Origin of the sequence: Streptomyces sp. NPDC002793 (genome assembly GCF_040295485.1) — a bacterium.
Classification (GTDB): Bacteria; Actinomycetota; Actinomycetes; order Streptomycetales; family Streptomycetaceae; genus Streptomyces.
Genome location: NZ_JBEOVL010000033.1, coordinates 26,289 through 50,788, shown reverse-complemented (window position 1 = coordinate 50,788; position 24,500 = coordinate 26,289). Strand labels below are relative to the sequence as shown.

Genomic DNA, 24,500 nt, shown 5'->3' with positions numbered 1-24,500 from the left:
GCCAGGTGTCAGGGCGCGAGGGTGAAGGACTCGGCGGCCGGGGCCACCTCGGCCGGGCGGGCCACCTTGAGGCCGCCGGGGGCCTTGGCGTCCGGCTTCATGACGACGGTCTGGCGGGTGGAGGGCGCCGCCGGGTCGGTGAAGTCGTGCGAGATCCCGAAGTCCCCGCCGAAGTCCTTGATCGTGAGCAGGGCCTTGTCGACGCCCTCACGGGTGAGGTCCTTCGACTCGCAGGCCTTCTCCAGCGCCTCGCCGAAGACGGACGCGGCGTTGTATCCGGCGATGACGCCGTTGTCGAGGCCGTCCTTCGGGTACTGGGCCGCGTAGGCCTTGGCGAGCGCGGCCGGTCCCTCCGCCGCGTCGCCGATGGGCAGGGTGGAGGCGCCGACGTAGTAGTCCTTCTGCAGGGCCGCGCCCGCCTGGGTCGCCAGGAGCTGCGGGGCGTACGCGGAGTTGTTGCCGACGACCGGGACGTCGAAGCCGGTGGCCGCGGCGACGCCCACCAGGGAGGCCGCCTGACGCGGTCCCGCGCTCACGATGACAGCCTTCACGCCCGCCTGCTTGAGCGCGGAGACCTGGGCCGTCATGTCGTTGTCGGTCGGCTTGATCTTCTGCTCGACGACCGTGAGGCCCGCTTCCTTCGCCGCGTGCTCCGAGCCGGCCAGGGCGTTCTCGCCGTAGTCGCCCTCGAAGTAGACGTGGCCGATCTTGTCGCCCTTGGCGATGCGCTTCTCGGTGAGCAGGAAGTCGATCAGGTTGATCGTCTCGACGTCGTACGTGGCTCCGATGACGCGGACGTACTTGGAGCCGACCAGGTTCGCCGACCATGCCTGGGGCAGGACGATGGCCTTGTCCTGGCCGTCGATGCGCGACTCGACGGCGGAGACGAAGGGCGAGCCGATGAACTGGGTGAAGCCCAGCACCTCCGGTTCGAGCTCGGTGTAGGCGCCGATCGCCTTCTGCGGGTCGTATCCGTGGTCACGGACGGTCAGTTCGATCTGCCGGTCGCAGATGCCGCCGGCCTTGTTGGTCTCCTTCACCCAGAGCTGCTGGGCCTGGGTGACGCTCTTGCCCAGCGAGGCGTACACCCCGGTCATGTCGGTGAGGGCACCCAGGGTGATCTTCGATTCGGTGACGCCCTCCCCGGTCTTCACACCGCTCTTGTCCGCGGCGCCGTCGTCCGACGACTTCGCCTTCTCGCTGCATCCCACGAGGGTGAGCGTGAGAGCCGCGGCAACGGCTCCGACTACACGTAGCTTCATTTCTTCTTCTCCCCTGGATTCTTCAGACGCGCAATGCCGCCGGGCAGGAACAGGACGACCGCGACGACCGCGGCGCCGTACAGATAGCGGGACGCCTCGCCCGGTGCGATTCCGCCCGTACCGGGGGCGGACACCAGGGGGAGGGAGTCGCTGTAGTGGGTGAGCACCTGCGGGAGCAGCGACACGAACGCGGCGCCGATGACGGCTCCCGCGACACTGCCCAGCCCGCCGATGACGATCATGGCGAGGTATTCGAGGGACAGGATCATGCCGAAGTACTCGGGCACGGTCCGCTGGAAGACCAGTGCGAGCAGGACGCCCGCGAGGCCCGCGTACATCGAGGACAGGACGAAGACACCGGCGCGGTACCTGGCCACCGGCACCCCCATGACGCCGGCGGCGATCCGGTGGTCCCGGATGGCGTTGAGCGCCCGGCCGGGCCTGCCGCGCAGCACACCACGGGCGAAGAGCCCACTGGCCAGGAGTGCTGCCAGTCCGAGGTACCAGAGCTTCTCGGACGACTGGAAGGGCACCGCGGCGACGAGCACCTCGGCGTCGTCGAAGGTGAACCCGAACAGTGAGAGAGGCGGCACCGGACGGCCGTTGAAGCCGCCGGTGAGCGAGCCCGCGTTGAACAGCACGTGCTGGCCGATGAAGATCAGCGCGAGCGTGGCGATACCGAGGTAGGCGCCGCTCAACCGCCCCGCGATGGGGCTGAAGAGACCGCCCGCGGCCCCCGCCAGGAGTACGGCGAGGATGGCCGCGAGCCAGGTGGGGAGGCCGAGGCCGGTGAGGTCGTGCCCGTTCTCGGTGCTGCTCTCCCCCGCCAGGATGCAGTAGCTGTAGGCGCCCACGGCGAGGAAGAAGGCGTGCCCCATGGAGAGCTGGCCGGTGGAGCCGGTGAGCAGGTTGAGCCCGATCGCCCCGATCGCCGCGGCCATCGCGAACAGTCCGGCCTGGAGCCAGAAACGGTCGAGGTAGAACGGGAACAGCAGGAGCAGGACGGAGCCGGCCAGCCAGAGGTAGGGGGCGGGGCGGCGCAGTCGGTCCGCGAACGTGCTTCCCGCGGCGGCGGTGTCCTTGGCGGCTTCAGACACGGGACAGCTCCTTCGTACCGAAGAGTCCCGCCGGCCGGATGAGCAGGACGACCACCATCACCAGGTACGGCGCGAGATCACCGATGCCACGTCCGAGGAAGGAGAGGTCGCTCTGGTAGCCCGTGGCGAGTGACTCGGTGACCCCGACGACGAGCCCACCGACGAGTGCCCCGGTCGTCGAGTCGAGGCCGCCGAGGATCGCGGCGGGAAACGCCTTGAGCGCGGCGAGTGAGGTGGCGCGTTCGAGGCCCGGGGTCGGGAAGACGGTGAGGAAGAGCGCCGCGACGGCGGCGAGGGCTCCCGCGACCGCCCAGGCGGAGAGGGACACCCGGCCGAGCCGGATGCCCATCAGCGCGGCGGTCTGCGGGTTCTCGGCGGCGGCCCGCATGGAGACGCCCCAGGAGGTGAAGCGGAAGGCGAGCAGGAACACCGTGATGAGCAGTCCCGCGACCAGGAACGCCGCGATGCGGGTCTCGGCGAGGGTGACACCCCCGATGGTGACGACGTCGTCACCCCAGGGGTCGCCCAGCGACATCACGTCCGTCCCCATGCGCCGGACGAGTTCGGTGGTGAGGAGGATGTCGACGCCGATGGTGACGATGGCCAGGATGCTCTGGTCGCTCCCCCGGTAGCGGCGCATCACGAGGAACTCGACCGCCGAGCCGACGACCGCCGCACCCGCGATGCCGACGCCGAGCGCCGGCCAGAAGCCGATGTCGTCGTGGAGCACGGCGGTGACGTAACCGCCCGCCAGGAGCAGGGAGGCGTGGGCGAAGTTGACGACCTCGGTCGCCTTGAAGATGACGACGAAGCCCAGGGCGATCAGTGCGTAGACCGACCCTATGGAGAGGCCGCCGAGGAGGAGTTCGATGAAGGTGGTCATTCCTGTGCCCCCAGGTAGGCCTGCACGACGGCCGGGTCGTTCTGCACCTCGGCGGGCGTGCCACCCGCGATCCTGCGTCCGAAGTCGAGTACGGTCACGGCGTCCGCGAGCCGCATCACCACCCCCATGTCGTGTTCGACCATGACGATCGAGATGCCGAGGCTGTCGCGCACTCCGGCGACGACGGCCGCGGTGCGGCGGCGCTCGTCGGCGGTCATGCCCGCGATGGGCTCGTCCAGGAGCAGGACCTCGGGCTCCATGCACAGGGCGCGGCCGAGCTCGACGAGCTTCTGCTTCCCGTACGGGAGGGCGGCTGCGGGGAAGTCGAGTTCCTTGTCCAGACCGATGAACTCGGCGATCTCACGCACCCGTTCGAGGTGCCGGTGGGCCTCACGGGTCGCGGAGGGCAGTCTCAGCCCGGAGGCCACGAAGCCGGCGCGGGTGAGCCGGTGCCTGCCGAGCATCAGGCTTTCGGCGACGGTGGCGTGCGGTGGCAGGGCCAGGTTCTGGAAGGTGCGTGCGACGCCGAGGCCGGCGATCTCGTGCGGGGCGAGACCGGTGAGTTCGGTGTCACCCAGGTGCACACTGCCCGAGGTGGCGCGGTAGACGCCGGAAAGCACGTTGAAGGTGGTGGACTTGCCCGCGCCGTTGGGGCCGATGACGGCGTGCACACTGCCCGGCTCGACGGTGAAGGACACCGCGTCGAGGGCGGTGAGTCCGGCGAAGCGTACGGTCACGTCGCGTACGGCGAGGGGAGCCGGGGCGGTCGTCACGCGGACCACCTGCTCAGGGCACGGGTGGCGCCTTCCGCCTGGACCGCGTCCTCGGCGGCGGCCTCGTCGACGACACCGAGGTAGCGCCGGCGCACCTCGTCGGATGCGGCCAGCTCGTCGGCCGGGCCGTCGAGTGCGACCTCGCCGACGTCCAGGACGTACGCCGTGGAGGCGAGCCGCAGCGCGATGGCCGCGTTCTGCTCGACGAGCATGACGGAGGTGCCGCTCGCGTTGATCTCCTGGATCGTCTCGGCGATCTTCGCCGCCATCAGCGGGGCGAGACCGAGGGACGGCTCGTCCAGCAGCAGCAGGCGGGGCGCGGCCATCAGGGCCCGGCCCATCGCCAGCATCTGCTGCTCACCGCCGGACAGCAGCCCGGCCCGCTGGTGCGCGCGCTCGGCGAGCACCGGGAACAGTTCGTGTACGCGGTGGAGGGCGACGGCCGCTTCCCTGCGTCCGCCGCGCGCCCCGAGTGCGCCCGCCCGCAGGTTGTCGGCCACCGTCATCCGGGCGAACACCTGCCGCCCTTCCGGCACCTGGATCACTCCCGCCGCCACCACCTGCGCGGGGCGGAGCCCGTCCAGGGGACGGCCGTCGAAGCGGATGGTGCCCGTGCCCGTGCCGCGGTGGAAGCCGAGGGTCCGCGATACGGCCCGCAGCAGCGTTGTCTTGCCGGCGCCGTTGCCACCGAGTACAGCGGTGATCGCGCCGGCCGGCACGTCGACGGAGACGTCGCGCAGTGCCCGTACCGGGCCGTAGCCCACGGACAGTTCGCGGATCTCGAGCGTTGCCATGCGTCCTCCTCCTTCCGACTGGTCGTTGTGGTGCCACAGACCAGCAGCGGGCGCGGCGCGCGTCCACGGTCCCGGGCTCAATCGCTGCGGGTGACCAGTCTTCGAACGGCCCGGTTGTGCGGCTGCACAGAGGGAGGTGATGCGCGGCCGTCCCGGGTGCGGCCGGTGGCATCCTCACCAGGCATGAGCGGCTCGGCTGCGGAACGGAGCGATGAGATGCGGCGGCGCAGTGACGAGCGGGGCCGGGCACTGCTCGACGCCCTGCTGGAGGACCGGTCGGAGCCGGGCCTCGCGGCGCGCGCGGCGAGCGGTCTGGATCTCCCGGAGCAGGGCCGTTACGCGGTGGCCGTGCTCCGGGGCGGCGGGGGCGGGCCGGCGGGCGCGGCGATGGAGGCGGACGGGCTGCGGTGCCTCCGGCAGGAGCGGGCGGGCCGGGAGGTCCTCGTGGTCGCCCTGGGTGACCGGGACACGGCGGCACTCGCCGCGCTGCTGGTGCGGTGGTGTCCGGGGGCCGGCGGAATCGGCCCGGTGGCCGACGGTCTCGCGGGGCTGGGGGCCGCGCGGCGGCTCGCCGAGGTGGCGTTGCTGACCTGTCCGCCCGACGCGGCGGAGATCGTCCGGCTGGAGGAGCGGCTGCCCGCGGCACTGCTGGTGAGCCAGCCGGAGCTCTCGGCCAGGCTGGTCGCGGATGTCTTCGGCCCGCTGCTGGCACTGGACCCGGCGGACCGGGCCCTGCTGGTGCGGACGCTCGACGCGTGGCTGGAGTGCGGCGGGTCCGCGGGGCGGGCCGCGGGGCGGTTGTACTGCCACCGCAACACCGTGCTCAACCGTCTGCGGAGGCTGGAGCGGCTGACCTCGCGGTCGCTGTCACGGCCGCGCGAACTGATCGAGATGACGTTGGCCCTGGACGCGTTCAGGCTGACGGCTCCGCAGCCGTGAGGGGATGCCCGACGGGCACCCCCTCATGACGGTGCGTCAGGAAAGGAAGTCGCGGGCGATCGCCTCGGCCGCGCGTTCCAGCAGGGGTCCGGCCTGGGCCATGCAGACGGCCGGGTCGGGTTCGAGGTCCGTCAGGGCGTAGGCCCGTCGGATGCCCGCCCGGCCCAGTGCCTCGGGCGGCAGGGCGAGGCGCCCGCAGACGGCGACGGCCTCCACTCCCGCGGCGCGGGCCGCGGCGGCGACACCCGCCGGGGCCTTTCCGTGCAGGGTCTGCTCGTCGAGCGAGCCCTCGCCGGTGACGACGAGCGTGGCCCGCGCCAGCGCGGGGGCGAAGCCCAGGACGTCGAGCATGACCTCGATGCCCGGCCGGAAGCGTGCGCCCAGGGCGACCAGCGCGCCGTAGCCGATGCCTCCGGCGGCGCCCGCTCCGGGCAGCGCTGCGGTCTCCGGCCCCAGCAGGGACGCGTAGTGGACGAGCGCGGCGTCGAGGACCGCGATGTCGTCCTCGGTGGCGCCCTTCTGCCGTCCGTAGATCTCAGGGGCGCCCTTCGGGCCGGTCAGCGGGTTGTCCACGTCGCTGGCCAGGATCAGGTCGACGTCCGCGATCCGGGGGTCGAGGCCCGACAGGTCGGCCTCGGCCAGCTCGGCGAGTCCGCCGCCGCCGGGGCCGACGGGCTTGCCGTCGCCGTCCAGGAAACGCGCCCCGAGCGCGGCGAGCATGCCCGCGCCGCCGTCCGTCGTGGCGCTGCCGCCGACGCCGAACACGATGGTCCTGGCGCCCGCGTCGAGCGCTGCCGCCAGCAGTTCCCCGGAGCCGTACGTCGTCGCCGTGAGCGGGGCGAACTCCCCCGCGGGCAGGTGCTGGAGGCCCGACGCCTCGGCCATCTCGACCACGGCGGTGGTGTCGCGCACCGCGTACGCCGCGGTGACCTGATCACCGAGCGGCCCCGTCACGCGGGCCTCACGCCGTTCGAACCCGGCGGCCACCGCCGCCGCGACCGTACCGTCGCCGCCGTCCGCGACGGGCAGGGTCTCGACCCGCACGCCGGGGACGACGCGCCGCAGCCCGGCCGTCACACGCTCCGCGACCTGTACGGCCGTCAGGGAGCCCTTGAACTTGTCCGCCGCCACGAGCACGTGGGGGGTCTCCATCACTGCTCCGTCCGTCACCTTGCATCCCTTTGCTTTCGAACAGGCAGTCGCGCCGCCACGACCTTATCCGGACCACCCCTGATCTGCCCATGGCTGTCCGAAACCGCGCGGCCGAGGCCTTCGGTGAGCAGAGCCGCGAGGGCCGCGAGGGTCAGCAGCCCGCCCACGAGGAACGTGGCCCGTACGTCCGACGCGGACAGGATCATGCCGCCGAGCAGGGCCCCTGCCGCGATCCCGGCGTTGTAGGCACCGGAATTGGCCGCCAGCGCGATCTCGGTGCGGCCGGGGGCGACCCGGAGCATCTGGTTCTGCGTCGCCATGAACACCGGGCCGAGCGAGCCTCCCAGCAGCGCCAGGCAGGCAATCGCTGCGGCCTGGCCGGTGCCGACCACGTACAGGCCCAGCAGACCGGCCGCCTGGGTGGCCACCGGGACGACCAGCGTCCCGCGCGGAAAACGGTCCAGGAGGGGCCCGGCGGCCGTCACCCCGAGCACGCCCGCGATGCCGGAGACCATCAGCAGGGCGCCGGCCGAGGTGTCGGAGAAGCCGCTCACGTCATCCAGGAACGTCACGATGTACGTGTAGCCCGTGAAAGCTCCGGTGACGGACAGAGCGGTGGTCACCAGCACGATCCCGAACCGTCGCCGGTCGGGTGCCGAGCCGTGAGCGGCGTGGCCCTCCCCCGGGCGCGACGTCGGGAGCAGGGCGGCGATCGTCACGAGGGAGACCAGTCCCAGACCGGCCAGCACGGCCAGAGGGACCTGCCACGTGCTCTGCCGGCCCAGCCATGTGCCGACGGGGACACCGAGGACCAGGGCCAGCGAACCGGCCACCGACAGCACGCCGATCACCCGGCCCTTGACCTCCGGTGGGAACAGTCCGACCGCGACCGGTCCCATCACCGCCCAGAACAGCGCCTGGGCGAGCGCGGTCACCAGCCGGGCGGCCAGGAGCAGCCAGTAGCCGGCGCCCAGCGCCGACACCAGGCTGGACAGGACGAGCGCGGCCAGGAGCACGGTGAGCACGTGCCGACGTGGCATGGAGCGTGTGGCGTGCGCGATCGGCAGGGAGACCAGGGCGACGGTCAGACCATAGGCGGTGACCAGATAGCCCACCGCCGGGAGGGACACCTCGAGGTCGGCCGAGATGACGTCGAGCAGCCCGATCGGAAGGTTCTCGGTGGTGTTGAAGGTGAAGGCGGCCAGCATCAGGGCCGCGAGCAGCGCCACTGCGTGCCGACGGGCCGGCTGTGCTGTCGTCGTGCGGCCTCGGTCCTGTTCGTCCACGTCGATCGAACCCTCCGTCATGCCGGGTGCCGCCCCGCCCCGGTGTGCGGTTCCTCGGCGCCCCATTGTGCGGCGTTGCCGGGGCAGGGCGTGGGCGGGGTGAGGAACTCCTCGTGGGCGATGAGGCCGGCACCGGGGGCCACGAGCGCGTCGGCGGGAGCACCGTTCCGCCGAGCAGGCCAGGTGAGGGAGACCGCCCGGTGGGAAATGCCGTCGCGGCCGGCGTGGACCGTCCGTAGGCTCGGGCCATGACTCTCGTCGCGATCCTCAGCGGCGCCGGCATCTCCACGGACTCCGGCATCCCCGACTACCGCGGGCCGCAGGGCCTTTGGCGGAAGGACCCGGAGGCGGAGAAGCTCGTCACGTATGACTTCTACATGGCCGATCCGGAGATCCGGCGCCGCTCCTGGCAGATGCGCCGCACCGGTGCGACGTGGGGCGCCGAGCCGAACACCGCCCATCGCGCGGTGGCGGCGCTGGAGCGGTCCGGCACACCGGTCCGGGTGATCACACAGAACGTCGACGGGCTGCATCAGCTCGCCGGTCTGTCCGCCCGCAAGGTCGTCGAACTCCACGGCACGGCACGCGAGGTGGTCTGTACCCGGTGCCACGCCCGGTCGGCGATGGCGGACGCGCTGCTGCGGGTGGACGCCGGGGAGACGGACCCCCCGTGCGCCGTCTGCGGCGGGATCCTGAAGTCGGCGACGGTGATGTTCGGGGAGCGCCTGGATCCGCGGGTGCTGGCCGAGGCGATGGCGATCACCAAGGCGAGCCAGGTGTTCATCGCGGTGGGTACGACGCTCCAGGTGCAGCCCGCGGCCTCACTGGCGGCGATCGCGGTGCAGCACGGGGCCCGGCTCATCGTGGTCAACGCCGAGCCGACCCCGTACGACGGGCTGGCCGAGGAGACCGTCCGTGAGCCCATCGGGACGGCTCTGCCCGCACTGCTGGAGCGGCTGGCCGCGGAGTCGGGCTGAACGGTCTCTCACGGACCGTCGAGCCCGGACCGTCGGACCCGGACCGTCGAGCCCGGTCCCCTACGCGTGGCCCTCGCCGTAGAACCGCACGTGGTCGACCGTCATCGTCGCGGGCGACGGTGTCGTGGCGTCGGGGGCTCCGGGCCAGTCGCCCCCGACGGCGACGTTGAGCAGCAGGTGCATGTCCTGCTCGAAGACCCAGTCGCTCGGTGCGGGAAGTTTCGACGGGGTCAACGTGAAGTACGGCTCCCCGTCGACGGACCAGGTGATGCGACGCGGCTGCTTGTCGACGGCGTAGGTGTGGAACGCCTGCGACGCGTCGGCGGGGAGTGTGGTGGAGCCGCCGATCCCGTTCTCGTTGAAGTAGGTCGGCCCGTGCGCCGTGCCGTACACCGTGCGCGGTTCCGCGCCGACCACCTCGCAGATGTCGATCTCGCCCTGTCCGGGCCATTCGACCCCGTTGTCGCCCAGCATCCAGATCGCCGGCAGCAGTCCGGTGCCGGTCGGCATCTTCGCGCGTATCTCCACGCGCCCATGGGTGAGGGCCACTTTTCCCTCGGTGGTCAGACGGGCCGACGTCCAGGTGCAGAACTCCTGCGTGTAGCAGGGCAGCTCGGATCCTTCGGCGGCCGGCCGCGCCGAGATATCCAGATGACCGGCGCCGTCGAGAGCGGAGTTGGCCGCGTCGTCCGTGTAGTACTGCAGCTCGTTGTTGCCCCACCCCTCGGCGTCCCGGTTCCCCGTTTCGGTGGTCCAGAACCTCTCCGCCGGGCGGGTGTCCGCTGCCCCGTCGAACTCGTCCTGCCAGAAAGGCCGTTCTTCTGCGGGGGCGGACTGTGCGGGTGCCGGGGCGGGCCCGCATCCGCTCAGCAGCCCGCCCAGCACCAGCAGGAGTGCCGCCCGGCCGCGCCGGCCCCTCACGCCGTGCGTCACGACCGTCACGACTCCTCGCCGTCCAGACCCGCGCGGATACGGCGGGAGGGGCTGAACGCGTACAGGTCCAGGATCTCCGGCGCGTCCGCGACGCCGGGCCCGCCCTCCGCCGCCCAGGCGGCGATGTCGGCGACGGCGTGCGGGTCGTTGACCAGCCCGAGCCAGACGGGCCGGCCGCCCGCCCGGCGGCCCTCGGCCGAGGGCTGCACGACGATGACGTTGCCGTGCTCGCACGCGTCCAGGCACCCCACCGCGCGCACGGTGGCGGCCCCGTCGAGGGACCGCCGCAACTGCGCGAGCTGCCCGGCGTGGTCCACACCGGGGATCTTGGGGGTGCCGCAGCAGCAGCCCCGGCAGACGCTCACCGTGGGCCGGGACGGGCCGGGGCCTGCGGCCTTGCGCGGTCGGCGGCTCATGCGGGGGCGCTCCCGGGCGCGGCGTGACTGATCATCGTAGGACTGTACCGAGACACTCCCCCACAGGTCCGGTGGGGTATCGTTGACGGCTGCGAAGGGGAGTAGCCCCGCAAACCGGTCGTCGACACACTGGAGCCCTCGGGTTCCCGGTGGCCGGGCCCGTAGATCCTTGCGGGCGGGCGAGACCTTCGGTCAGGTATGACAACGCCCGCGCCCTGCGGGTGCTGCGGTCATGCCGGGCCGAGTGGTCCTCCGAAGAAGCCCGAGTGGCACTTCGCGGAAGACCCGGGGCCCGGCTCTCACAGAAAGCCACCCGGAATGCATCTCGACCCCCTGGCGATCCTCACCGCCTTCGGGCTGATCTTCCTCGCGGAGCTCCCCGACAAGACGATGTTCGCCTCGCTGGCCATGGGCACGCGCATGCGCCCGCTGTACGTCTGGTTCGGCACGTCGTCCGCGTTCATCGTGCACGTCGCGATCGCGGTCGGAGCGGGCGGGCTGATCGGTCTGCTGCCCGACTGGACCGTCAGCCTGGTCTCGGCCCTCCTCTTCGCCTTCGGCGCGTTCATGCTGCTGCGCAGCGGTGGCGATGACGACGACGAGGACGCGGAGATCAAGACCGTCACCGGCTTCTGGCCGGTCTACTCGACCGCGTTCATGGCGGTGTTCATCAGCGAGTGGGGCGATCTGACCCAGATCACCACCGCGAACCTCGCCGCGGGCAACGGCCCCTGGTCCACCGCCATCGGCGCGGCCGCCGCGCTCATGTCGGTGTCCGCGCTGGCGCTGCTGGCGGGGCGGTTCATCGCCAAGCGGGTGCCTCTGAAGACGGTGCAGCGCATCGGCGGCCTGTGCATGCTCGCTCTGGCGATCTGGTCGGCCGTCGAGATCTTCACCGGCTGAACGGACAGGAGGGGGCCGGCTGACCCCGGCCCCCGCCGGCGCTCAGAACAGCGCCGGCACCTCGCCCTCAGCTCCCCGCTCGAAGGCGAGCAGCCGCTGCTTGCGGTCCAGCCCGCCGCCGTATCCCGTCAGGCTCCCGGAGGCTCCGATGACGCGGTGGCAGGGAACGATGATGCCGACGGGGTTCTTGCCGTTGGCGAGGCCCACCGCGCGGGAGGCGCCGGGCTTGCCGAGGCGGTCCGCCAGTTCTCCGTAGGAGCGGGTCTCCCCGTACGGGATGCGTACGAGCTCGGCCCAGACCCCGCGCTGGAAGGTGGTGCCGTGCAGGTGCAGCGGCAGGTCGAATTCCGTCAGCTCGCCCGCGAAGTAGGCGTCGAGCTGGCGGACGGTCTCGCCGAAGGGCCGGGGGTCCGGCGCGCCGAAGGTCTCCTCGGGCGGGCGGTGCCGCTGCCCGGTCATGTACAGACCGGACAGCACACCGTCGGTCGCGACCAGGGTGAGCGCCCCGTACGGGCTGTCGACGACCGTGTGCTGCCTGGTCGTCGTGGGTGTGGTGGTCATGTGCGGTCCTCGTGCCTCGGGACGGGCAGGTGGTTGATGGGGTGGTTGTCGACGGTCCACAGATACTGCACCGCGTACGCCCTCCACGGGCGCCAACGCGAGGCGCGTGCGGTGAGGGCGGCGGGGGTCGCCGGGAGGCCCAGGTGCCCGGCCGCCCTGCGGATGCCCAGGTCGGTGGGGAGGAAGGCGTCCGGGTCCCCGAGGGCACGCATGGCGATGACCTCGACCGTCCAGGGGCCGAAGCCCGGCAGTGCCGCCAGCTCGGCGCGCGCCTCCTCCCGGTCGGTGCCCTCCCCCAGGCTCAGGGAGCCGTCGGCGAGGGCGGGCACGAGGGTGGTGAGCGTGGTGCGGCGGCTGCGCGGCAGGGCGAGCGCATCGGGGTCGAGGCCGGCCAGTGCTTCGGGGGTCGGGAAGAGATGGGTCAGCCCGCCTTCGGGGTCCTCCACGGGAATGCCGTGGGCGGCGACCAGCCGGGCCGCGTGGGTGCGGGCGGCGGCGGTGGAGACCTGCTGACCGAGCACCGCGCGTACGGCGAACTCGGCAGGGTCGACCGTACGGGGCACCCTGCGCCCCGGTCCCGCGTCGACCAGCGGGGCGAGCAGTTCGTCCGCCCGCAGCTGGTCGTCCACGGCGACCGGGTCGGCGTCCAGGTCGAGGAGTCTGCGGCAGCGGCTGATCGCCTGTGTGAGGTCTCGGAGGTCGGTGAGGGAGAGCCGGCAGTCGATGTGGCCGGGTTTCGGGGACAGCGCCACGATGCCGTGCCCGTGCGGCAGGGTGAGGGTGCGGCGGTAGGCGTCCTCGCGCCATTCCTCGACACCGGGGACGGCGGTGGCGGCGAGGTGGCCGAAGAGGTTGCCCGGATTCAGCGGGGCCCGGTACGGCAGGCGCAGGGTGATGCCCCCGGGTGTCCCGGGTGTGCGGCGTCCTCGTGCCGCCCGGGTGCGCAGCTCGCCCGGGGAGAGCGCGAAGACCTCCCGCACGGTGTCGTTGAACGTACGGATCGAGGAGAACCCGGCTGCGAACGCCACCTCGGCCATGGGGAGCCCGGTGGTCTCGATGAGAACCCGGGCGGTCTGCGCGCGCTGTGATCTGGCCAGCGCGAGCGGTCCCGCGCCCAGCTCGGCGAGGAGCTGGCGCTCGATCTGCCGGGCGGAGTATCCGAGCCGGGCGGCGAGTCCCGGCACGCCTTCCCGGTCGACGACCCCGTCCTGGATGAGGCGCATGGCCCGGGCGACGGAGTCGGCGCGGGCGTTCCACTCCGGGGATCCGGGGCTGGCGTCGGGCCTGCACCGCTTGCACGCACGGAATCCGGCCTGCTGGCACGCGGCGGCGCTGGGGTAGAAGGTCATGTTCCGGGCCTTCGGTGCCACGACGGGGCAGCTGGGCCGGCAGTAGATCCGGGTGGTCAGCACCGCGGTGAAGAACCAGCCGTCGAAGCGGGCGTCCTTCGACTGTACGGCCCGCACGCAGCGCTCGGTGTCGGTGTGCATGGTCCAAGCATCGGGGGCGGAGGGGCCGGTCCGCTGGCGGAAATCCGACATGGACCTTGTGTGGACACCCGAGAGTGGTTGTTCAGATCGATGAACGCCAATCACGTACACATGCATTGACGCGCTCACGACAGCCATTTACGGTCGCAGAAAGCGCTTGCCCCCTAACCCAGAGGGGCCCCGGCAGTCCTGTCTGTACAGCGGGACGAACCGACACGACTGCCGCCCCAACCCGATCTGGAGACATCGATGCAGAAGAAGAAGTCCGTCATCGCGTGTATCAGTTTGCTGGCCGGCTCGGCACTCGCGCTGTCCGGAACCATGGCCCAGGCCACGTCCGCCCCCGGCGGCTCCCCCCTCCGCACCGGCGCGGTGGCCGCCCCGGCCGCCGTGGCCGCCGACGCCCTCCACGTGGCGCCCGACGGCAGTGACGACGCGGCCGGCACCGAGGCGGATCCGACGACACTCCCCTCGGCGATCAGCCGCGTCACCTCCGGCGGGACGATCTACCTGCGCGGCGGGACGTACGCGTACTCCGAAACGGTCACCATCCCGCCGGGCAACGACGGCACCGCGAGCGCCCGCACCACGCTCGCCGCCTACCCGGACGAGTCACCTGTCCTGAACTTCTCGGCCATGGCCGAGGACCCGGCCAACCGCGGGCTCGCCGTGAACGGCGCGTACTGGCACGTCGACGGCATCGTCGTCGAACACGCAGGTGACAACGGGATCTTCGTCGGCGGCAGCGACAACGTCATCGAGCACGTGGTCACACGCTTCAACCACGACTCGGGCCTGCAGATCTCACGCATGGCCTCCGACACCCCGGACGACGAGTGGCCCGCGAACAACCTCGTCCTCAGCTCGGAATCGCACGACAACGCCGACTCCGACGGCGAGGACGCCGACGGGTTCGCCTCGAAGCTCACCTCGGGCCCCGGCAACGTCTTCCGCCACACCGTGGCCCACAACAACATCGACGACGGCTGGGACCTCTACACCAAGTCGGAGACGGGCCCCATCGGCCCGGTGACCATCGAGGACTCCCTCTCCTACGACAACGGCACCCTCTCCGACGGGACCGTGAACTCCGACGGCGACCGCAACGGCTACAAGCTCGGCGGCGACGACATCGAGGTCGATCACATCGTCCGGCGCAACATCGCCTACGACAACGGAAAGCACGGATTCACCTACAACAGCAACCCCGGCTCGATGACGGTGTCCGACAACATCAGCATCGACAACGCCGAGCGCAACTTCTCCTTCGACAAGGGCACTTCGGTGTACCGCAACAACGTCTCCTGCCGCAGCGACGACGGTTCCAACGACAAGACCGTGGGCGACGCGGACAGCTCCAACCAGTTCTGGACCGGCACGAACGGCTCCAAGTGCGCCGACTACTCCGGAGCGATGGACTGGGCGTTCGCCGAGGACGGCTCCCTCGCCGTGACCTTCGGCGGCGACAAGGTCAATCCGTAGGCACAGCACCGGACATGACCACCGACGCCCCTCGCCGGTCCGCCCGCCCCACTCGGACGGACCGGCGGAGGGCGTCGGCCCGTCCGGCCCCGGCGGGCAACCCGGCGACGGCGGATCGGGTCTCCGTGATCGATGTAGGCCGGGGAGACGGACACGGAGGGATCGGACCATGGAAGAGGTCGCGGGCTCGGCGATCGTACGGGTCGTGAAGGTCGTCGGCTCGATCACCGTCAACGTGGTCGGCACCGTGGGAGACGTACTCGCCACCCACATCCCGTGGAACAAGCGGGGCGGCGACTCCTCCAAGGAGGAGGAACAGCCCGGCCGACCGTGAGCGCGGGACGGGATCAGTCGGTCGCGCCGGGCTCCAGGGCGTACAGACGCGGCAGGTTCACCACGATCGCCTCCTGGGTGCTGCGGGCGATGACGACCACGGCCTCCTCGGTGGGGTCCGGGTTCTCCTCGCGGTGCGGCACGAACGGCGGTACGAAGATGTAGTCGCCCGGTGAGGTGCGCAGCCGCACCTCCTCCGGCTCCTCCCCGGAGTCGTCCAGGAAGACGAACTCCGGGTGCCCGCTGACCACATGGATGGCGGTCTCGGACTCCCCGTGATGGTGATCGGAGGACGCGGTCGCGGGAGCCACATGGGTCTGGCCCATCCACAGCTTCTCGGAACCCACGGTCCTGCCGCTGACGGCACCGAACCTGCGCATGCCCCCGGTCTGCGCCGTGTCGCCGTCCAGCGCGTCCGCGCGGATGTGGTGCAGACGGGTGCGCAGGGGCGCCGCCGGGCGGCCCGGGGCTTCATGGAGATGAGGGTGGAAGCCCTCTCCGGGGGTCGTCAACGGCTCGCTCATGGCAGGGACGCTAGGACGGCGGCGAAAAGGATGTCAAGAGGTGTCCTATACCGTTCACCTGCGGCAACGTTCCCGCAATGCGGGCCCTGGTGCGGGCGGGAGCAGCCGGGGAACTTCGCCCGCACCCCTACGCCGGGGCATGATGTGGGGATGCATATCTCCGCGAAGGCGGACTACGCCACGCGTGCCCTGCTGGAGCTCGCGAGTGATCCCGGCCGTCCGCTCTCCTGTGAGGCCATCGCCTCCTCGCAGGAGATTCCGTTCAGGTTCCTGAAGTCCGTGGTGGGCGAACTGCGCAAAGCCGGACTGGTGCGCAGCCAGCGTGGCTGCGAGGGCGGTTACTGGCTCGGCAGACCTGCCGGGGAGATCTCCCTGCTCGATGTCGTCCGCGCTGTCGACGGCGAACTCATCACCCTGCGGGGCGCGTCGCTGGCCGCCCTCGACTACCCCGGCCCCGCGGGGGGCCTGCCCGGGGTGTGGAGGCGCGTCGAGTCGGAGGCCGCGGCGGTGCTCGGGGGGCTGTCCCTGGCGGCGCTGCTGGCCGACGGGGCTCGCGAGCAGCCGTCCGCGATCGGTGCCGCGTGACCGGCGGGCCGGATCCGTCCCCGGTGGAGGTGGTGGAGTACACCGACCCGATGTGCCCGTGGGCCTGGGGGTCGGAACCCGCCTTCCGCAGGCTGCGTACCGCACTGGCGGGCCGGGTCCACTGGCGGCGCGCGTACGCGGTCCTCTTCGACGACGAGGACGACCCCGCGCCCGATCCGGCGGCCGAGACCGCGTACTACGCCGGCTACGTCGAGCGGATCAGCGCGCACACCCGCGCACCCCGGGCCGCGCGGCTGAGCCGCGTCGCGGCGAGCTCCTGGCCCTCGTCCCTCGTGGCCGTGGCCGCCGAGCTCCAGGGCGGCGGAGTGGCCGAGCGGGTCCTGCGCCGACTGCGGGAGACCGTCTTCGCGCTGGGCGAGCCGGCGGACACCCTGGAGGCCGCGGTGGCCGCCACGCGCGGCGTCCCGGGTCTGGACCCGGACCGGCTGAGGTCCGACGCGGCCTCACCCGGGGCGCTGGAGCGGGTGCGCGCCGACCGCGCGGAGGCACGGCGGCCGGTCCCCGAAGTCCTGGCCGTACGGAGCGGATCGCCGCATCCCGGCACCGCCAAGGAGGCGTCCGGGGGCGGGTACCGCTACGCACTGCCGACGCTCCTGCTGCGCGCCCCTTCGGGTCATCGCGTGGTCCCCGGCTGGCGGCCGTACACGACCTACGCGGCGGCCGTCGAGGAGGTTTTCCCGGGACTTCTGGGTCCGGCCGCGCCGCTTTCCCCCGCCGAGGCGCTGGAACTCCACGGGAGCCTCACCGAACCGGAGCGCCACCTGCTGGCGGAAGGGGCGTGGCCCCCGCCGGGGGCGATCCCGCTGGAGACCGGCAACGGCCCTCTGTGGCTGCATCCTGATGAGGCATCAGCACGTCCCGGGCCATCTCGCCCCGCGCCGTACCGCTCTGAGCTGCGGCTGAGGCCCCGTCCCGCCGAATGAGACACCAAAGGGTGTCCATTGACAGGCGCGGACGGCTGCCGCCAGGATGTGCCCATGCTCACGACGCACCCCGGTGTGGTGTGCCGCTACGTGGACCTGCGGCGCACCTCCAGCGCACTCTGTCGCTGACCGCCCACCACCCCCGCTCCACAGGCGCCGTCTGACCTCCGTCGGCAGCACCGGCTGCCCGCCGGTCCACTGATCCGCGCCTGTCCCGGCTTCGGCTCCCCCGCCCTCCGTCGCGCCCTTTCGTCGCATCCCGTACGGGTCCGTGCGTTCCTCGACGCCCCGCCCGGGCTCACCCCTGCTCAGCCATGCGCCGACTCCTCGGCGGCGCATGGCCACGTACGCGACGACGGTTCCGCGCCGGGTGCCGCACTCCCGATCCCCCGCTTCCTGCTGCCCTGTTCAGGGCCGGGACCCGACAGAGAGAACGAGATGCCCGCACGACTCACGATCCGACGCCGACCGGACGCCCGGTCGGCCCGACAGGCGGGTGGCCTGAGGGTCGCCGCCCTCGGAACCGCCTTCATCGCCCTGCTGGTGCCGGCTCTGAGCGCCTGCGGTGGCAGCGGCTCGTCGTCGGCCGGCGGCGCCACCTTGAAATGGGCCTCCTCCTACTTCCCGGGCCACTGGGATCCCGTGGTGGGGGGAAGCGGCGCACAGTTCCGTCAACTCTCGCTCGTGTACGCATCGTTGACTCGTACGGACGAGAAGGGTGAGGCCGTCCCGGACATCGCCGAGAGCTGGGAGTACAACGAGAAGGGCGACCGGATCACCTTCCACGTACGTCCCGGGCTGAAGTTCAGCGACGGCGAGCCGGTCGACGGCGCGGCGGTGAAGGCCGCGATCGAGCGGGCGCAGAAGCAGAAGAACTCCGCGCTCTTCGGCGACCTGACGTCGATCGGGTCGGTTGAGGCCGACGGCCTGGACGCCACGCTGAGTCTCACTCAGGTCGACTACCAGATACCGCAGTTGCTCGGGCAGCGGGTCCTGCAGATAGCCAGCCCGAAGGCAGCCGCGAACCCGGCGAAGCTGGACCAGGAGCCCGTCGGTGCCGGACCGTTCGTCATCGACCAGCTGATCCCGGGCACCAAGGCGGTCCTGCGGAAGAACCCCGACTACTGGGACGCGAAGAACATCCACATCGACCACGTCGAACTGGTCTCCGCCCCCGACGCCTCGACCGTCGTGTCGGGGCTCCGGACCGGCGTCTACAACTTCGCCGACATCGACCCGAGTCAGGCCTCCGCCGCCGACGAGGCAGGTCTGGACGTGTTCTCCCAGCCCGGCTTCAACGCCTCCAACATCAGCCTGAACGTCAACAAGGCGCCGTTCGACGACGACAGGGTGGTCGACGCGCTCCGCCACGCGGTCAACCGCGAGGAGTTCGTCGACAAGCTGACGTTCGGGCACGGCGAGCCCACCGACCAGCCCTTCCCCAAGGGCTATGTGGCGTACGACGCCGAGTCGGAGAACTCCTACCCCTACGACCCTGCGAAGTCGAAGAAGCTCCTGGCCGAGGCGGGCCACCGGCCCGGCGACATCAAGCTGGACCTGGTCGTCCCGGCGGAGGACCCGCAGGCCGAGATCGTCCAGTCGCAGCTCGCGGCGGTGGGCATCAAGGTCACGATCAAGATCGACAAGAACTGGGCCACTCCGTTCTTCGCCAAGGACCTGGCCTTCTCCCTGTACTCGACGACGGGCCGCGACTCCGCGGTGCAGACGCTCACCGCCCACTTCGGCCCCGACGGCCCGCTGAACCTGAGCACTCCGTACGAGCCGGACGGCTTCGAGGAGGCCGTCGCCGAGGTCCGCCGGACGCCTCTGGACGCACCCGCCTACGCGCAGGTCCTGCAGGCTGCGACACGTGCGGGCCTGGAGAGCCGGGCCCTGATCTTCACCTTCTCCTCGCCCAACCTCTTCGCCAAGAGCAAGGCGCTCTCCGACCTGCCGGAGAACCCCGCCCACATCGACTGGACCGGCGTGAAGATCGCCGGCGGTTCCTGACCGTCCCTCCACCCCATCCACTCCAGAGAGGGGGCAGCCCCATGACGACGACCACGCCGGAACTCACTCCTGAACGCCGCCGCCGGGTGGCCACGAGCAGGGCGCGGCACGCGGCAGGTCGGGTGGTGTCCGTGCTCGGCCGGTCGGTCGCGATCTTCGTGCCGGTGTTTTTGGTGGCGACCTTCGTGACCTTCGCCCTGCGGTCCATGAGCGGACTCAGCCCGGCACGCATCCAGCTGGGCGAGGAGGCCACTCCCGAGGCGATCCAGCGCATCGAGGCCGAGTGGGGGCTCGACAAGCCCTTCCTGGCCCAGTACGGGGACTGGTTCTCCGGTGTCCTGCACGGGGAACTCGGCACCAGCTGGGTCAACGGGGCCGACATCTCCACCCTGATCGGCCTCGGCCTGGGGGTGAGCCTCTCGGTCGCGACGTTCGCGCTGATCATCGGTGCGGTCGTCGGCTTCGCCCTCGGCACGGTGGCGGCACTCCGGCGCACCACCGCCGTCGACCGGGCGATCACGGGGTTCGTCACCGTGATCTCGGTGATGCCCGCCTTCGTCGTCGGCATCGTGCTGGTGTCGGTCCTCGCGGTGGGGTTCGGTCTGTTCCCCTCGGCCGGTTACGTCCCGGCCGAGCAGGGGACCGGCCCCTGGCTCGCCCACATCACGCTCCCCGCACTCGCGCTGAGCTTCGACGTCATCGCCGACGTCGCGCGTCAGCTGCGGTCGAGCCTCGTCGCCGCCTACGGCGAGAACTACGTGACGGGCGCGGTGGTCCGGGGCCTGAGCCCGCGGCGGATCTTCTTCGCACATGTCCTGCGCAACGGTCTCGGGCCCGCGCTCGCCACGGTCGGACAGAAGTTCCCGGCGCTGGTCGGCGCCTCCGTGATCACGGAGTGGATCTTCGGGCTCCAGGGCTTCGGCAGGTTCGCCAACGACTCGGCCCAGGCCGGTGACGTACCGGCGGTGCAGGGCGTGCTCGTGGTGTCGATCGTGCTGGTCGTCACCTTCAACCTGATCATCAATCTGGTGCTGGCGCGTGTGATGCCGGCATCCCAGCGGGGGGTATGACGATGGTGCGCCGCGTCCTTTCACTCACATTCGGCCGGATCGCCGTGGGGATCCTGCTGCTGGTGGCTCTGCTCGCCGTCTGCGGGCCCTGGATCGCCCCGCAGGACCCCCTCGCGACCAGCGACCACACACTCGCATCGGCCTCGGGGGCCCACTGGCTCGGGACGGACCACCTGGGCCGTGACGTGTTCAGCCGCCTGCTGGACGGCTCACGGGTCAGCGTGCTCGGATCGCTGGAGGTGGCACTGACGGCCCTCGTCGTCGGGACGGTCCCCGGCATCCTGTCGGTCTACTCGGGCCGGGTCTTCGAATGGCTGACCCTCCGTCTGGCCGACACCCTGGTCGCCCTGCCGTTCCTGCTGTTCGCCATCGCCGTGATCGCGCTGCTCGGCAACGGCATCACGCAGGCCATGCTCGTCACGGGTGCCCTGGTGTCCCCGCTCTTCTACCGGGTGTCCCGCGCCGCCACGCTGGCGGTCGCCCGGTCGCCGTACGTGGAGGCCGCGATCATCTCGGGCGCCTCGACCGGCTGGGTCGTACGCCGCCATGTGTGGGTCAAGGTGCTGCCGCCGATCGCGGTGGCGCTCGCCCAGACCATCGGCGTGGGATTCGTCATCGTGTCGAGCCTGACCTTCCTCGGCATCGGCGTCCAGCCGCCGGCTCCCACCTGGGGCGGTCTGCTCGCCTCGGATCTCGGCTACCTCAGTCACCGGCCCTGGGCTCCCGTGGCACCCGCCCTGCTGATCATGGTCACCGTCTGGGCGTGCAACGTGCTCGCCGACACCATCCGCGACGTCTCCGGTGAGGCGGGCCGAGCCCTGCTCGACCGGCGCAGGGCCCGAACCCGCACCGGCACATCCGCCCCCGTCCCCTTGGGAGGTTCCCGATGAGGACCCTGTCCCGGAACGCCCTGTCCCGGAACGCCGCCCTCGACCGTGGCCGCGCACAGGCGTCGGCGACCCCGGTCGCACCCCCGGTCATCGCCGTCCGCGACGTACACATCACCGACCGCGTCACCGACCGGGAGATCGTCCACGGGATCGGCTTCGATCTCACGCCCGGCAAGGCCATCGGCATCGTCGGCGAGTCCGGCAGCGGCAAGACCCTCACCTGCCGTGCCGTCCTCGGGATCCTGCCCCCGCACTTCGAGGTATCCGGCGGAACGGTCGAGATCGACGGCACCGACATCGAGACCCTGACGCCACGCGGGTGGACGGCCCTGCGCGGCACCACGATCAGCGCCGTGTTCCAGGACCCGGCCTCCTATCTCAATCCGTCGATCCGGGTGGGCGCCCAGATAGCCGAGGTCATCCGCGTCAAGACGGGTGCGAAGCGCCGCGAGGCGCGTCGGCGGGCCCTCGAACTCCTCACGGCGGTACGGCTGCGGGACCCGGAGCTGGTCTACGGCCAGTACACCTACGAGCTCTCGGGGGGCATGCTCCAGCGCGTCCTGATCGCGGCCGCGATCGCCGTCGAACCGAGGGCCCTCATCGCCGACGAAGCCACGACGGCCCTCGACGTCACGGTCCAGGCCGAGATTCTCGACCTGCTGGCCGAACTGCGCGAACGCACCGGTCTGGCGCTCGTCGTCGTCTCCCACGACCTGGCCGTCATCGCCCAGCTGTGCGACGAGGTCCTGGTCATGCGGCAGGGCGAGGTGGTGGAGCAGGGGCCGACGCGATCGGTGCTGCACGATCCGCAGCACGCGTACACCCGGCTGCTCATGGCCGAGCACGAGCAGTACGGCCTGGACACGTTCCTCGCCCCGAACACCGAGAAGGCCGAGGAGGAGGCGTCATGACCACCGCGTCACGTGAAGCGGCCCTACCAGGCCCGAAGGGAGGGGCACCGGTCCCCGTCCTGGCTGTCGAGGACCTGGAGGTCCGCTACGGCCGGGGACACCGGGGCAGGATCGCCCTGCGAGGCGTCTCGCTGGACATCGCTCCGGGGGAGACCGTCGGTGTCATCGGCGAGACGGGCTCGGGGAAGTCCACGCTGGCCCGCACCGTTCTCGGCCTCGTACGGACCTCCGCCGGCTCGATCCGGATCGGAGGTGAGGACGTGACCCGGTACGGCAACCGTCAGTGGCGCGCCCTGCGCCGCCGGGGCACCGTCCAGTACGTCTTCCAGGACCCGCTGCGCAGTCTCGACCCCGATCTCACCGTCGAGGACTCCCTGATCGAACCACTGCTCGTCCAGGGGGTACCGCGCGGGGAGGCGGTCGAACGGGGCCGGGCGTTCCTCGATCGGGTCCGGCTCTCCGCCGACCTGCTCGGACGGCTGCCCGGTGAGCTCTCCGGCGGTCAGCGCCAGCGGGTCGCCGTGGCCCGGGCCCTGGTCACCGAGCCCTCCCTGGTCATCCTCGACGAGCCGGTCAGTGCCCTGGACTCCGCCAACCGCGTCCAGGTCCTGGAGATCCTCAAGGAGCTCCGGGACTCCGGTACGTCCCTCGTCTTCATCTCCCACGACCTCGGGTCCGTCGCGGGCACCGCCGACCGCATCGCCGTCCTCTACCGGGGTGAGCTCGTCGAGGTGGGCACGGCCCGTGACGTCATCAACCATCCACGGCACGTGTACACACGCCTGCTCGTCGGCTCCGCGCCGACGCTGCGCTCGCGAACCGCCGACCGGGCCGCCGACCGGGCCGAGCGCGAGGCCCTGCGCGCGCAGCTGAGCGGCTGACCGCGCCGGGCCCCGGCCCCTTCCCGCCCCCCGCACACCCCAGGAGAGGAACACCCCATGTCCCGCAGGATCCATCTCGCACTGCACCCGTACGGCGTCGGCGGCCCCGGCCAGCACGGCCTCTGGAAGGACCCGGGCGTCGCGAAGAACGCCAGCATCGACATCAACTACTACATCCAGCAGGCGCAGGCAGCCGAACACGCCCTCTTCGACGCGCTGTTCGTCGTCGACAGCCAGTTCATCAACGCCACCTACCCCTCGCACTACCTCAACCGCCTGGAGCCGCTCACCCTGCTCTCCGCGGTCGCCACCCACACCCGGCACGTAGGCCTGGTCGGCACCGCCAGCTCGACGTACAACTCCCCGTTCAACCTGGCCCGCCGCTTCGCCTCCCTCGACCACATCAGCGGCGGCCGCGCCGGCTGGAACGTCGTGACCAGCTTCGACACCGGTACGTCGAAGAACTACGGACTCGACGAACACCTCGACTACGCCACCCGGTACGGCCGCGCCCTGGAGTCCGTGCAGGTCGCGCGCGGTCTGTGGGACTCCTACGAGGACGACGCGTTCCCCGCCGACGTGGAGCGCGACGTCTTCCTCGACCCGTCACGACTGCACGCGCTGGACCACGACGGGGAGCACTTCAAGGTCGCGGGCCCGCTCAACATCTCCCGCTCGCCCCAGGGACAGCCGGTCATCTTCCAGGCCGGGGTCTCCGCCGAGGGCCGCGACCTCGCCGCGCGCGTCGCCGAGGGCATCTACGCACCGGGCGGCACCCTGGAGTCGGCCCAGGAGTACTACGCCGACATCAAGAAGCGCACCGCGGCCCACGGCCGTGACCCCGACCACATCAAGGTGTTCATCCACGGCGGCCCGATCGTCGGTGCGACCGACGAGGAGGCACGGCGCCGGGAGCGGGAGATCTTCGAGGAGGACAACGACTTCGCGAGCAACCTCGCACTCCTGGGCCGCTCCTTCGGCGCGTACGACTTCAGCACGCACGACCTGGACGCACCGTTCCCTGACGTCGCCCACCTGGCGGAGAAGGGCGGCCGGACAGGCGCGGGGAAGATCATCGAACGTGCGACGGCAGAAAGACTCACGCTGCGTCAAGTAGCGGAGTCGGTCAACGCGTTCCGCCGCTCACCGTTCGTCGGGTCCCCGGAGACCGTGGCCGACACCATCGAGCACTGGTCGGAGGCGGGCACCCTGGACGGCATCAACCTGGCCTTCCGCAACACCACCGACCTCGAACGCTTCGTGGACGGTGTGGTGCCCCTCCTGCAGCAGCGCGGACTGTTCCGGACCGAGTACGAGGCCGACACCCTGCGCGGCAACCTCGGCCTGCCCGTCCCCGCGAACCGCCACACCGCCGGGCGCGAGGCGGCGAACGGCTGACGACGG

At 71.4% G+C, this 24,500-nt stretch carries 25 protein-coding genes; 13 read left to right on the top strand and 12 right to left on the bottom strand.

Going from position 1 to position 24,500, the window contains the following annotated elements; all coding sequences use genetic code 11:
* Positions 1 to 8: 8 nt before the first annotated feature.
* Genes ABT001_RS26940 through ABT001_RS26920 form a run of 5 tightly spaced genes read right to left on the bottom strand, consistent with a single transcriptional unit; the run spans position 9 to position 4,809 of the window.
* Positions 9 to 1,262 (bottom strand): ABC transporter substrate-binding protein, encoded by a 1,254-nt coding sequence (locus ABT001_RS26940; protein ID WP_351282411.1) that lies wholly within the window; start codon positions 1,260 to 1,262, stop codon positions 9 to 11.
* Positions 1,259 to 2,359: a branched-chain amino acid ABC transporter permease gene (locus tag ABT001_RS26935; RefSeq protein ID WP_351282409.1), complete on the bottom strand. Its 1,101-nt coding sequence runs from the start codon at positions 2,357 to 2,359 to the stop codon at positions 1,259 to 1,261. Before ABT001_RS26935 ends, ABT001_RS26940 begins: the two co-directional genes overlap by 4 nt.
* Positions 2,352 to 3,242 (bottom strand): branched-chain amino acid ABC transporter permease, encoded by an 891-nt coding sequence (locus ABT001_RS26930; RefSeq protein WP_351282406.1) that lies wholly within the window; start codon positions 3,240 to 3,242, stop codon positions 2,352 to 2,354. The genes ABT001_RS26935 and ABT001_RS26930 overlap by 8 nt, the downstream gene beginning before the upstream one ends.
* Complete coding sequence (locus ABT001_RS26925) at positions 3,239 to 4,024, bottom strand: ABC transporter ATP-binding protein (RefSeq protein WP_351282400.1); 786 nt, start codon at positions 4,022 to 4,024, stop codon at positions 3,239 to 3,241. The genes ABT001_RS26930 and ABT001_RS26925 overlap by 4 nt, the downstream gene beginning before the upstream one ends.
* Positions 4,012 to 4,809 (bottom strand): ABC transporter ATP-binding protein, encoded by a 798-nt coding sequence (locus ABT001_RS26920; RefSeq protein ID WP_351282397.1) that lies wholly within the window; start codon positions 4,807 to 4,809, stop codon positions 4,012 to 4,014. Before ABT001_RS26920 ends, ABT001_RS26925 begins: the two co-directional genes overlap by 13 nt.
* A gap of 183 nt (positions 4,810 to 4,992) precedes the next feature.
* On the opposite strand from ABT001_RS26920, the gene ABT001_RS26915 reads away from it, so the two are divergent.
* The gene (locus tag ABT001_RS26915) at positions 4,993 to 5,748 is read left to right on the top strand and encodes a PucR family transcriptional regulator (protein WP_351282395.1); all 756 of its coding nucleotides are present in this window, start codon (positions 4,993 to 4,995) and stop codon (positions 5,746 to 5,748) included.
* A gap of 36 nt (positions 5,749 to 5,784) precedes the next feature.
* Here the strand turns inward: ABT001_RS26915 and ABT001_RS26910 are convergent, their stop codons facing one another.
* Together ABT001_RS26910 and ABT001_RS26905 are read right to left on the bottom strand one after the other, a co-directional pair.
* On the bottom strand, positions 5,785 to 6,900 hold the full coding sequence (locus ABT001_RS26910; RefSeq protein WP_351282394.1) for a glycerate kinase: 1,116 nt from the start codon (positions 6,898 to 6,900) through the stop codon (positions 5,785 to 5,787).
* Between the two features lie 14 nt (positions 6,901 to 6,914).
* A complete protein-coding gene (locus ABT001_RS26905; protein ID WP_351282464.1) occupies positions 6,915 to 8,108 on the bottom strand; it encodes an MFS transporter in 1,194 nt (397 codons plus the stop codon).
* A 326-nt stretch (positions 8,109 to 8,434) separates the two neighbouring features.
* Here ABT001_RS26905 and ABT001_RS26900 point away from each other — a divergent pair, with 326 nt between their 5' ends.
* A complete protein-coding gene (locus ABT001_RS26900) occupies positions 8,435 to 9,163 on the top strand; it encodes an SIR2 family NAD-dependent protein deacylase (RefSeq protein WP_351282392.1) in 729 nt (242 codons plus the stop codon).
* A gap of 60 nt (positions 9,164 to 9,223) precedes the next feature.
* Here the strand turns inward: ABT001_RS26900 and ABT001_RS26895 are convergent, their stop codons facing one another.
* Complete coding sequence (locus ABT001_RS26895) at positions 9,224 to 10,105, bottom strand: glycoside hydrolase family 16 protein (protein WP_351282390.1); 882 nt, start codon at positions 10,103 to 10,105, stop codon at positions 9,224 to 9,226.
* A complete protein-coding gene (locus ABT001_RS26890) occupies positions 10,102 to 10,512 on the bottom strand; it encodes a (2Fe-2S) ferredoxin domain-containing protein (RefSeq protein WP_351282388.1) in 411 nt (136 codons plus the stop codon). The genes ABT001_RS26895 and ABT001_RS26890 overlap by 4 nt, the downstream gene beginning before the upstream one ends.
* Positions 10,513 to 10,830: 318 nt before the next feature.
* Between ABT001_RS26890 and ABT001_RS26885 the strand changes: the two genes are divergently transcribed.
* Positions 10,831 to 11,415, top strand: coding sequence for a TMEM165/GDT1 family protein (locus ABT001_RS26885; protein WP_351282385.1), 585 nt, complete (start codon positions 10,831 to 10,833; stop codon positions 11,413 to 11,415).
* Between the two features lie 42 nt (positions 11,416 to 11,457).
* Here the strand turns inward: ABT001_RS26885 and ABT001_RS26880 are convergent, their stop codons facing one another.
* Together ABT001_RS26880 and ABT001_RS26875 are read right to left on the bottom strand one after the other, a co-directional pair.
* Complete coding sequence (locus ABT001_RS26880; RefSeq protein WP_351282383.1) at positions 11,458 to 11,976, bottom strand: methylated-DNA--[protein]-cysteine S-methyltransferase; 519 nt, start codon at positions 11,974 to 11,976, stop codon at positions 11,458 to 11,460.
* Complete coding sequence (locus tag ABT001_RS26875) at positions 11,973 to 13,466, bottom strand: AlkA N-terminal domain-containing protein (RefSeq protein WP_351282380.1); 1,494 nt, start codon at positions 13,464 to 13,466, stop codon at positions 11,973 to 11,975. The genes ABT001_RS26880 and ABT001_RS26875 overlap by 4 nt, the downstream gene beginning before the upstream one ends.
* 249 nt (positions 13,467 to 13,715) lie before the next feature.
* Between ABT001_RS26875 and ABT001_RS26870 the strand changes: the two genes are divergently transcribed.
* Both ABT001_RS26870 and ABT001_RS26865 read left to right on the top strand, forming a co-directional pair.
* The gene (locus tag ABT001_RS26870; protein WP_351282377.1) at positions 13,716 to 14,948 is read left to right on the top strand and encodes a right-handed parallel beta-helix repeat-containing protein; all 1,233 of its coding nucleotides are present in this window, start codon (positions 13,716 to 13,718) and stop codon (positions 14,946 to 14,948) included.
* A gap of 169 nt (positions 14,949 to 15,117) precedes the next feature.
* On the top strand, positions 15,118 to 15,282 hold the full coding sequence (locus ABT001_RS26865; RefSeq protein WP_351282375.1) for a hypothetical protein: 165 nt from the start codon (positions 15,118 to 15,120) through the stop codon (positions 15,280 to 15,282).
* 13 nt (positions 15,283 to 15,295) lie between these two features.
* On the opposite strand, the gene ABT001_RS26860 is transcribed toward ABT001_RS26865, so the two are convergent.
* Positions 15,296 to 15,805 (bottom strand): cupin domain-containing protein, encoded by a 510-nt coding sequence (locus ABT001_RS26860; RefSeq protein ID WP_351282372.1) that lies wholly within the window; start codon positions 15,803 to 15,805, stop codon positions 15,296 to 15,298.
* Positions 15,806 to 15,955: 150 nt separating this feature from the next.
* Here ABT001_RS26860 and ABT001_RS26855 point away from each other — a divergent pair, with 150 nt between their 5' ends.
* The 8 genes from ABT001_RS26855 (at position 15,956) to ABT001_RS26820 (ending at position 24,494) form a co-directional block, all read left to right on the top strand.
* On the top strand, positions 15,956 to 16,390 hold the full coding sequence (locus ABT001_RS26855; protein ID WP_351282369.1) for an RrF2 family transcriptional regulator: 435 nt from the start codon (positions 15,956 to 15,958) through the stop codon (positions 16,388 to 16,390).
* On the top strand, positions 16,387 to 17,334 hold the full coding sequence (locus ABT001_RS26850; RefSeq protein WP_502967529.1) for a DsbA family oxidoreductase: 948 nt from the start codon (positions 16,387 to 16,389) through the stop codon (positions 17,332 to 17,334). The genes ABT001_RS26855 and ABT001_RS26850 overlap by 4 nt, the downstream gene beginning before the upstream one ends.
* Before the next feature lie 438 nt (positions 17,335 to 17,772).
* Positions 17,773 to 19,344 (top strand): ABC transporter substrate-binding protein, encoded by a 1,572-nt coding sequence (locus ABT001_RS26845; protein ID WP_351282367.1) that lies wholly within the window; start codon positions 17,773 to 17,775, stop codon positions 19,342 to 19,344.
* A gap of 41 nt (positions 19,345 to 19,385) precedes the next feature.
* Complete coding sequence (locus tag ABT001_RS26840; RefSeq protein WP_351282364.1) at positions 19,386 to 20,414, top strand: ABC transporter permease; 1,029 nt, start codon at positions 19,386 to 19,388, stop codon at positions 20,412 to 20,414.
* Positions 20,415 to 20,416: 2 nt separating this feature from the next.
* Complete coding sequence (locus ABT001_RS26835; RefSeq protein ID WP_351282362.1) at positions 20,417 to 21,304, top strand: ABC transporter permease; 888 nt, start codon at positions 20,417 to 20,419, stop codon at positions 21,302 to 21,304.
* Positions 21,301 to 22,215 (top strand): ABC transporter ATP-binding protein, encoded by a 915-nt coding sequence (locus ABT001_RS26830; RefSeq protein ID WP_351282360.1) that lies wholly within the window; start codon positions 21,301 to 21,303, stop codon positions 22,213 to 22,215. Before ABT001_RS26835 ends, ABT001_RS26830 begins: the two co-directional genes overlap by 4 nt.
* Complete coding sequence (locus ABT001_RS26825; RefSeq protein WP_351282357.1) at positions 22,212 to 23,096, top strand: ABC transporter ATP-binding protein; 885 nt, start codon at positions 22,212 to 22,214, stop codon at positions 23,094 to 23,096. The genes ABT001_RS26830 and ABT001_RS26825 overlap by 4 nt, the downstream gene beginning before the upstream one ends.
* A 57-nt stretch (positions 23,097 to 23,153) precedes the next feature.
* The gene (locus tag ABT001_RS26820; RefSeq protein WP_351282354.1) at positions 23,154 to 24,494 is read left to right on the top strand and encodes an NtaA/DmoA family FMN-dependent monooxygenase; all 1,341 of its coding nucleotides are present in this window, start codon (positions 23,154 to 23,156) and stop codon (positions 24,492 to 24,494) included.
* Positions 24,495 to 24,500: the final 6 nt, after the last annotated feature.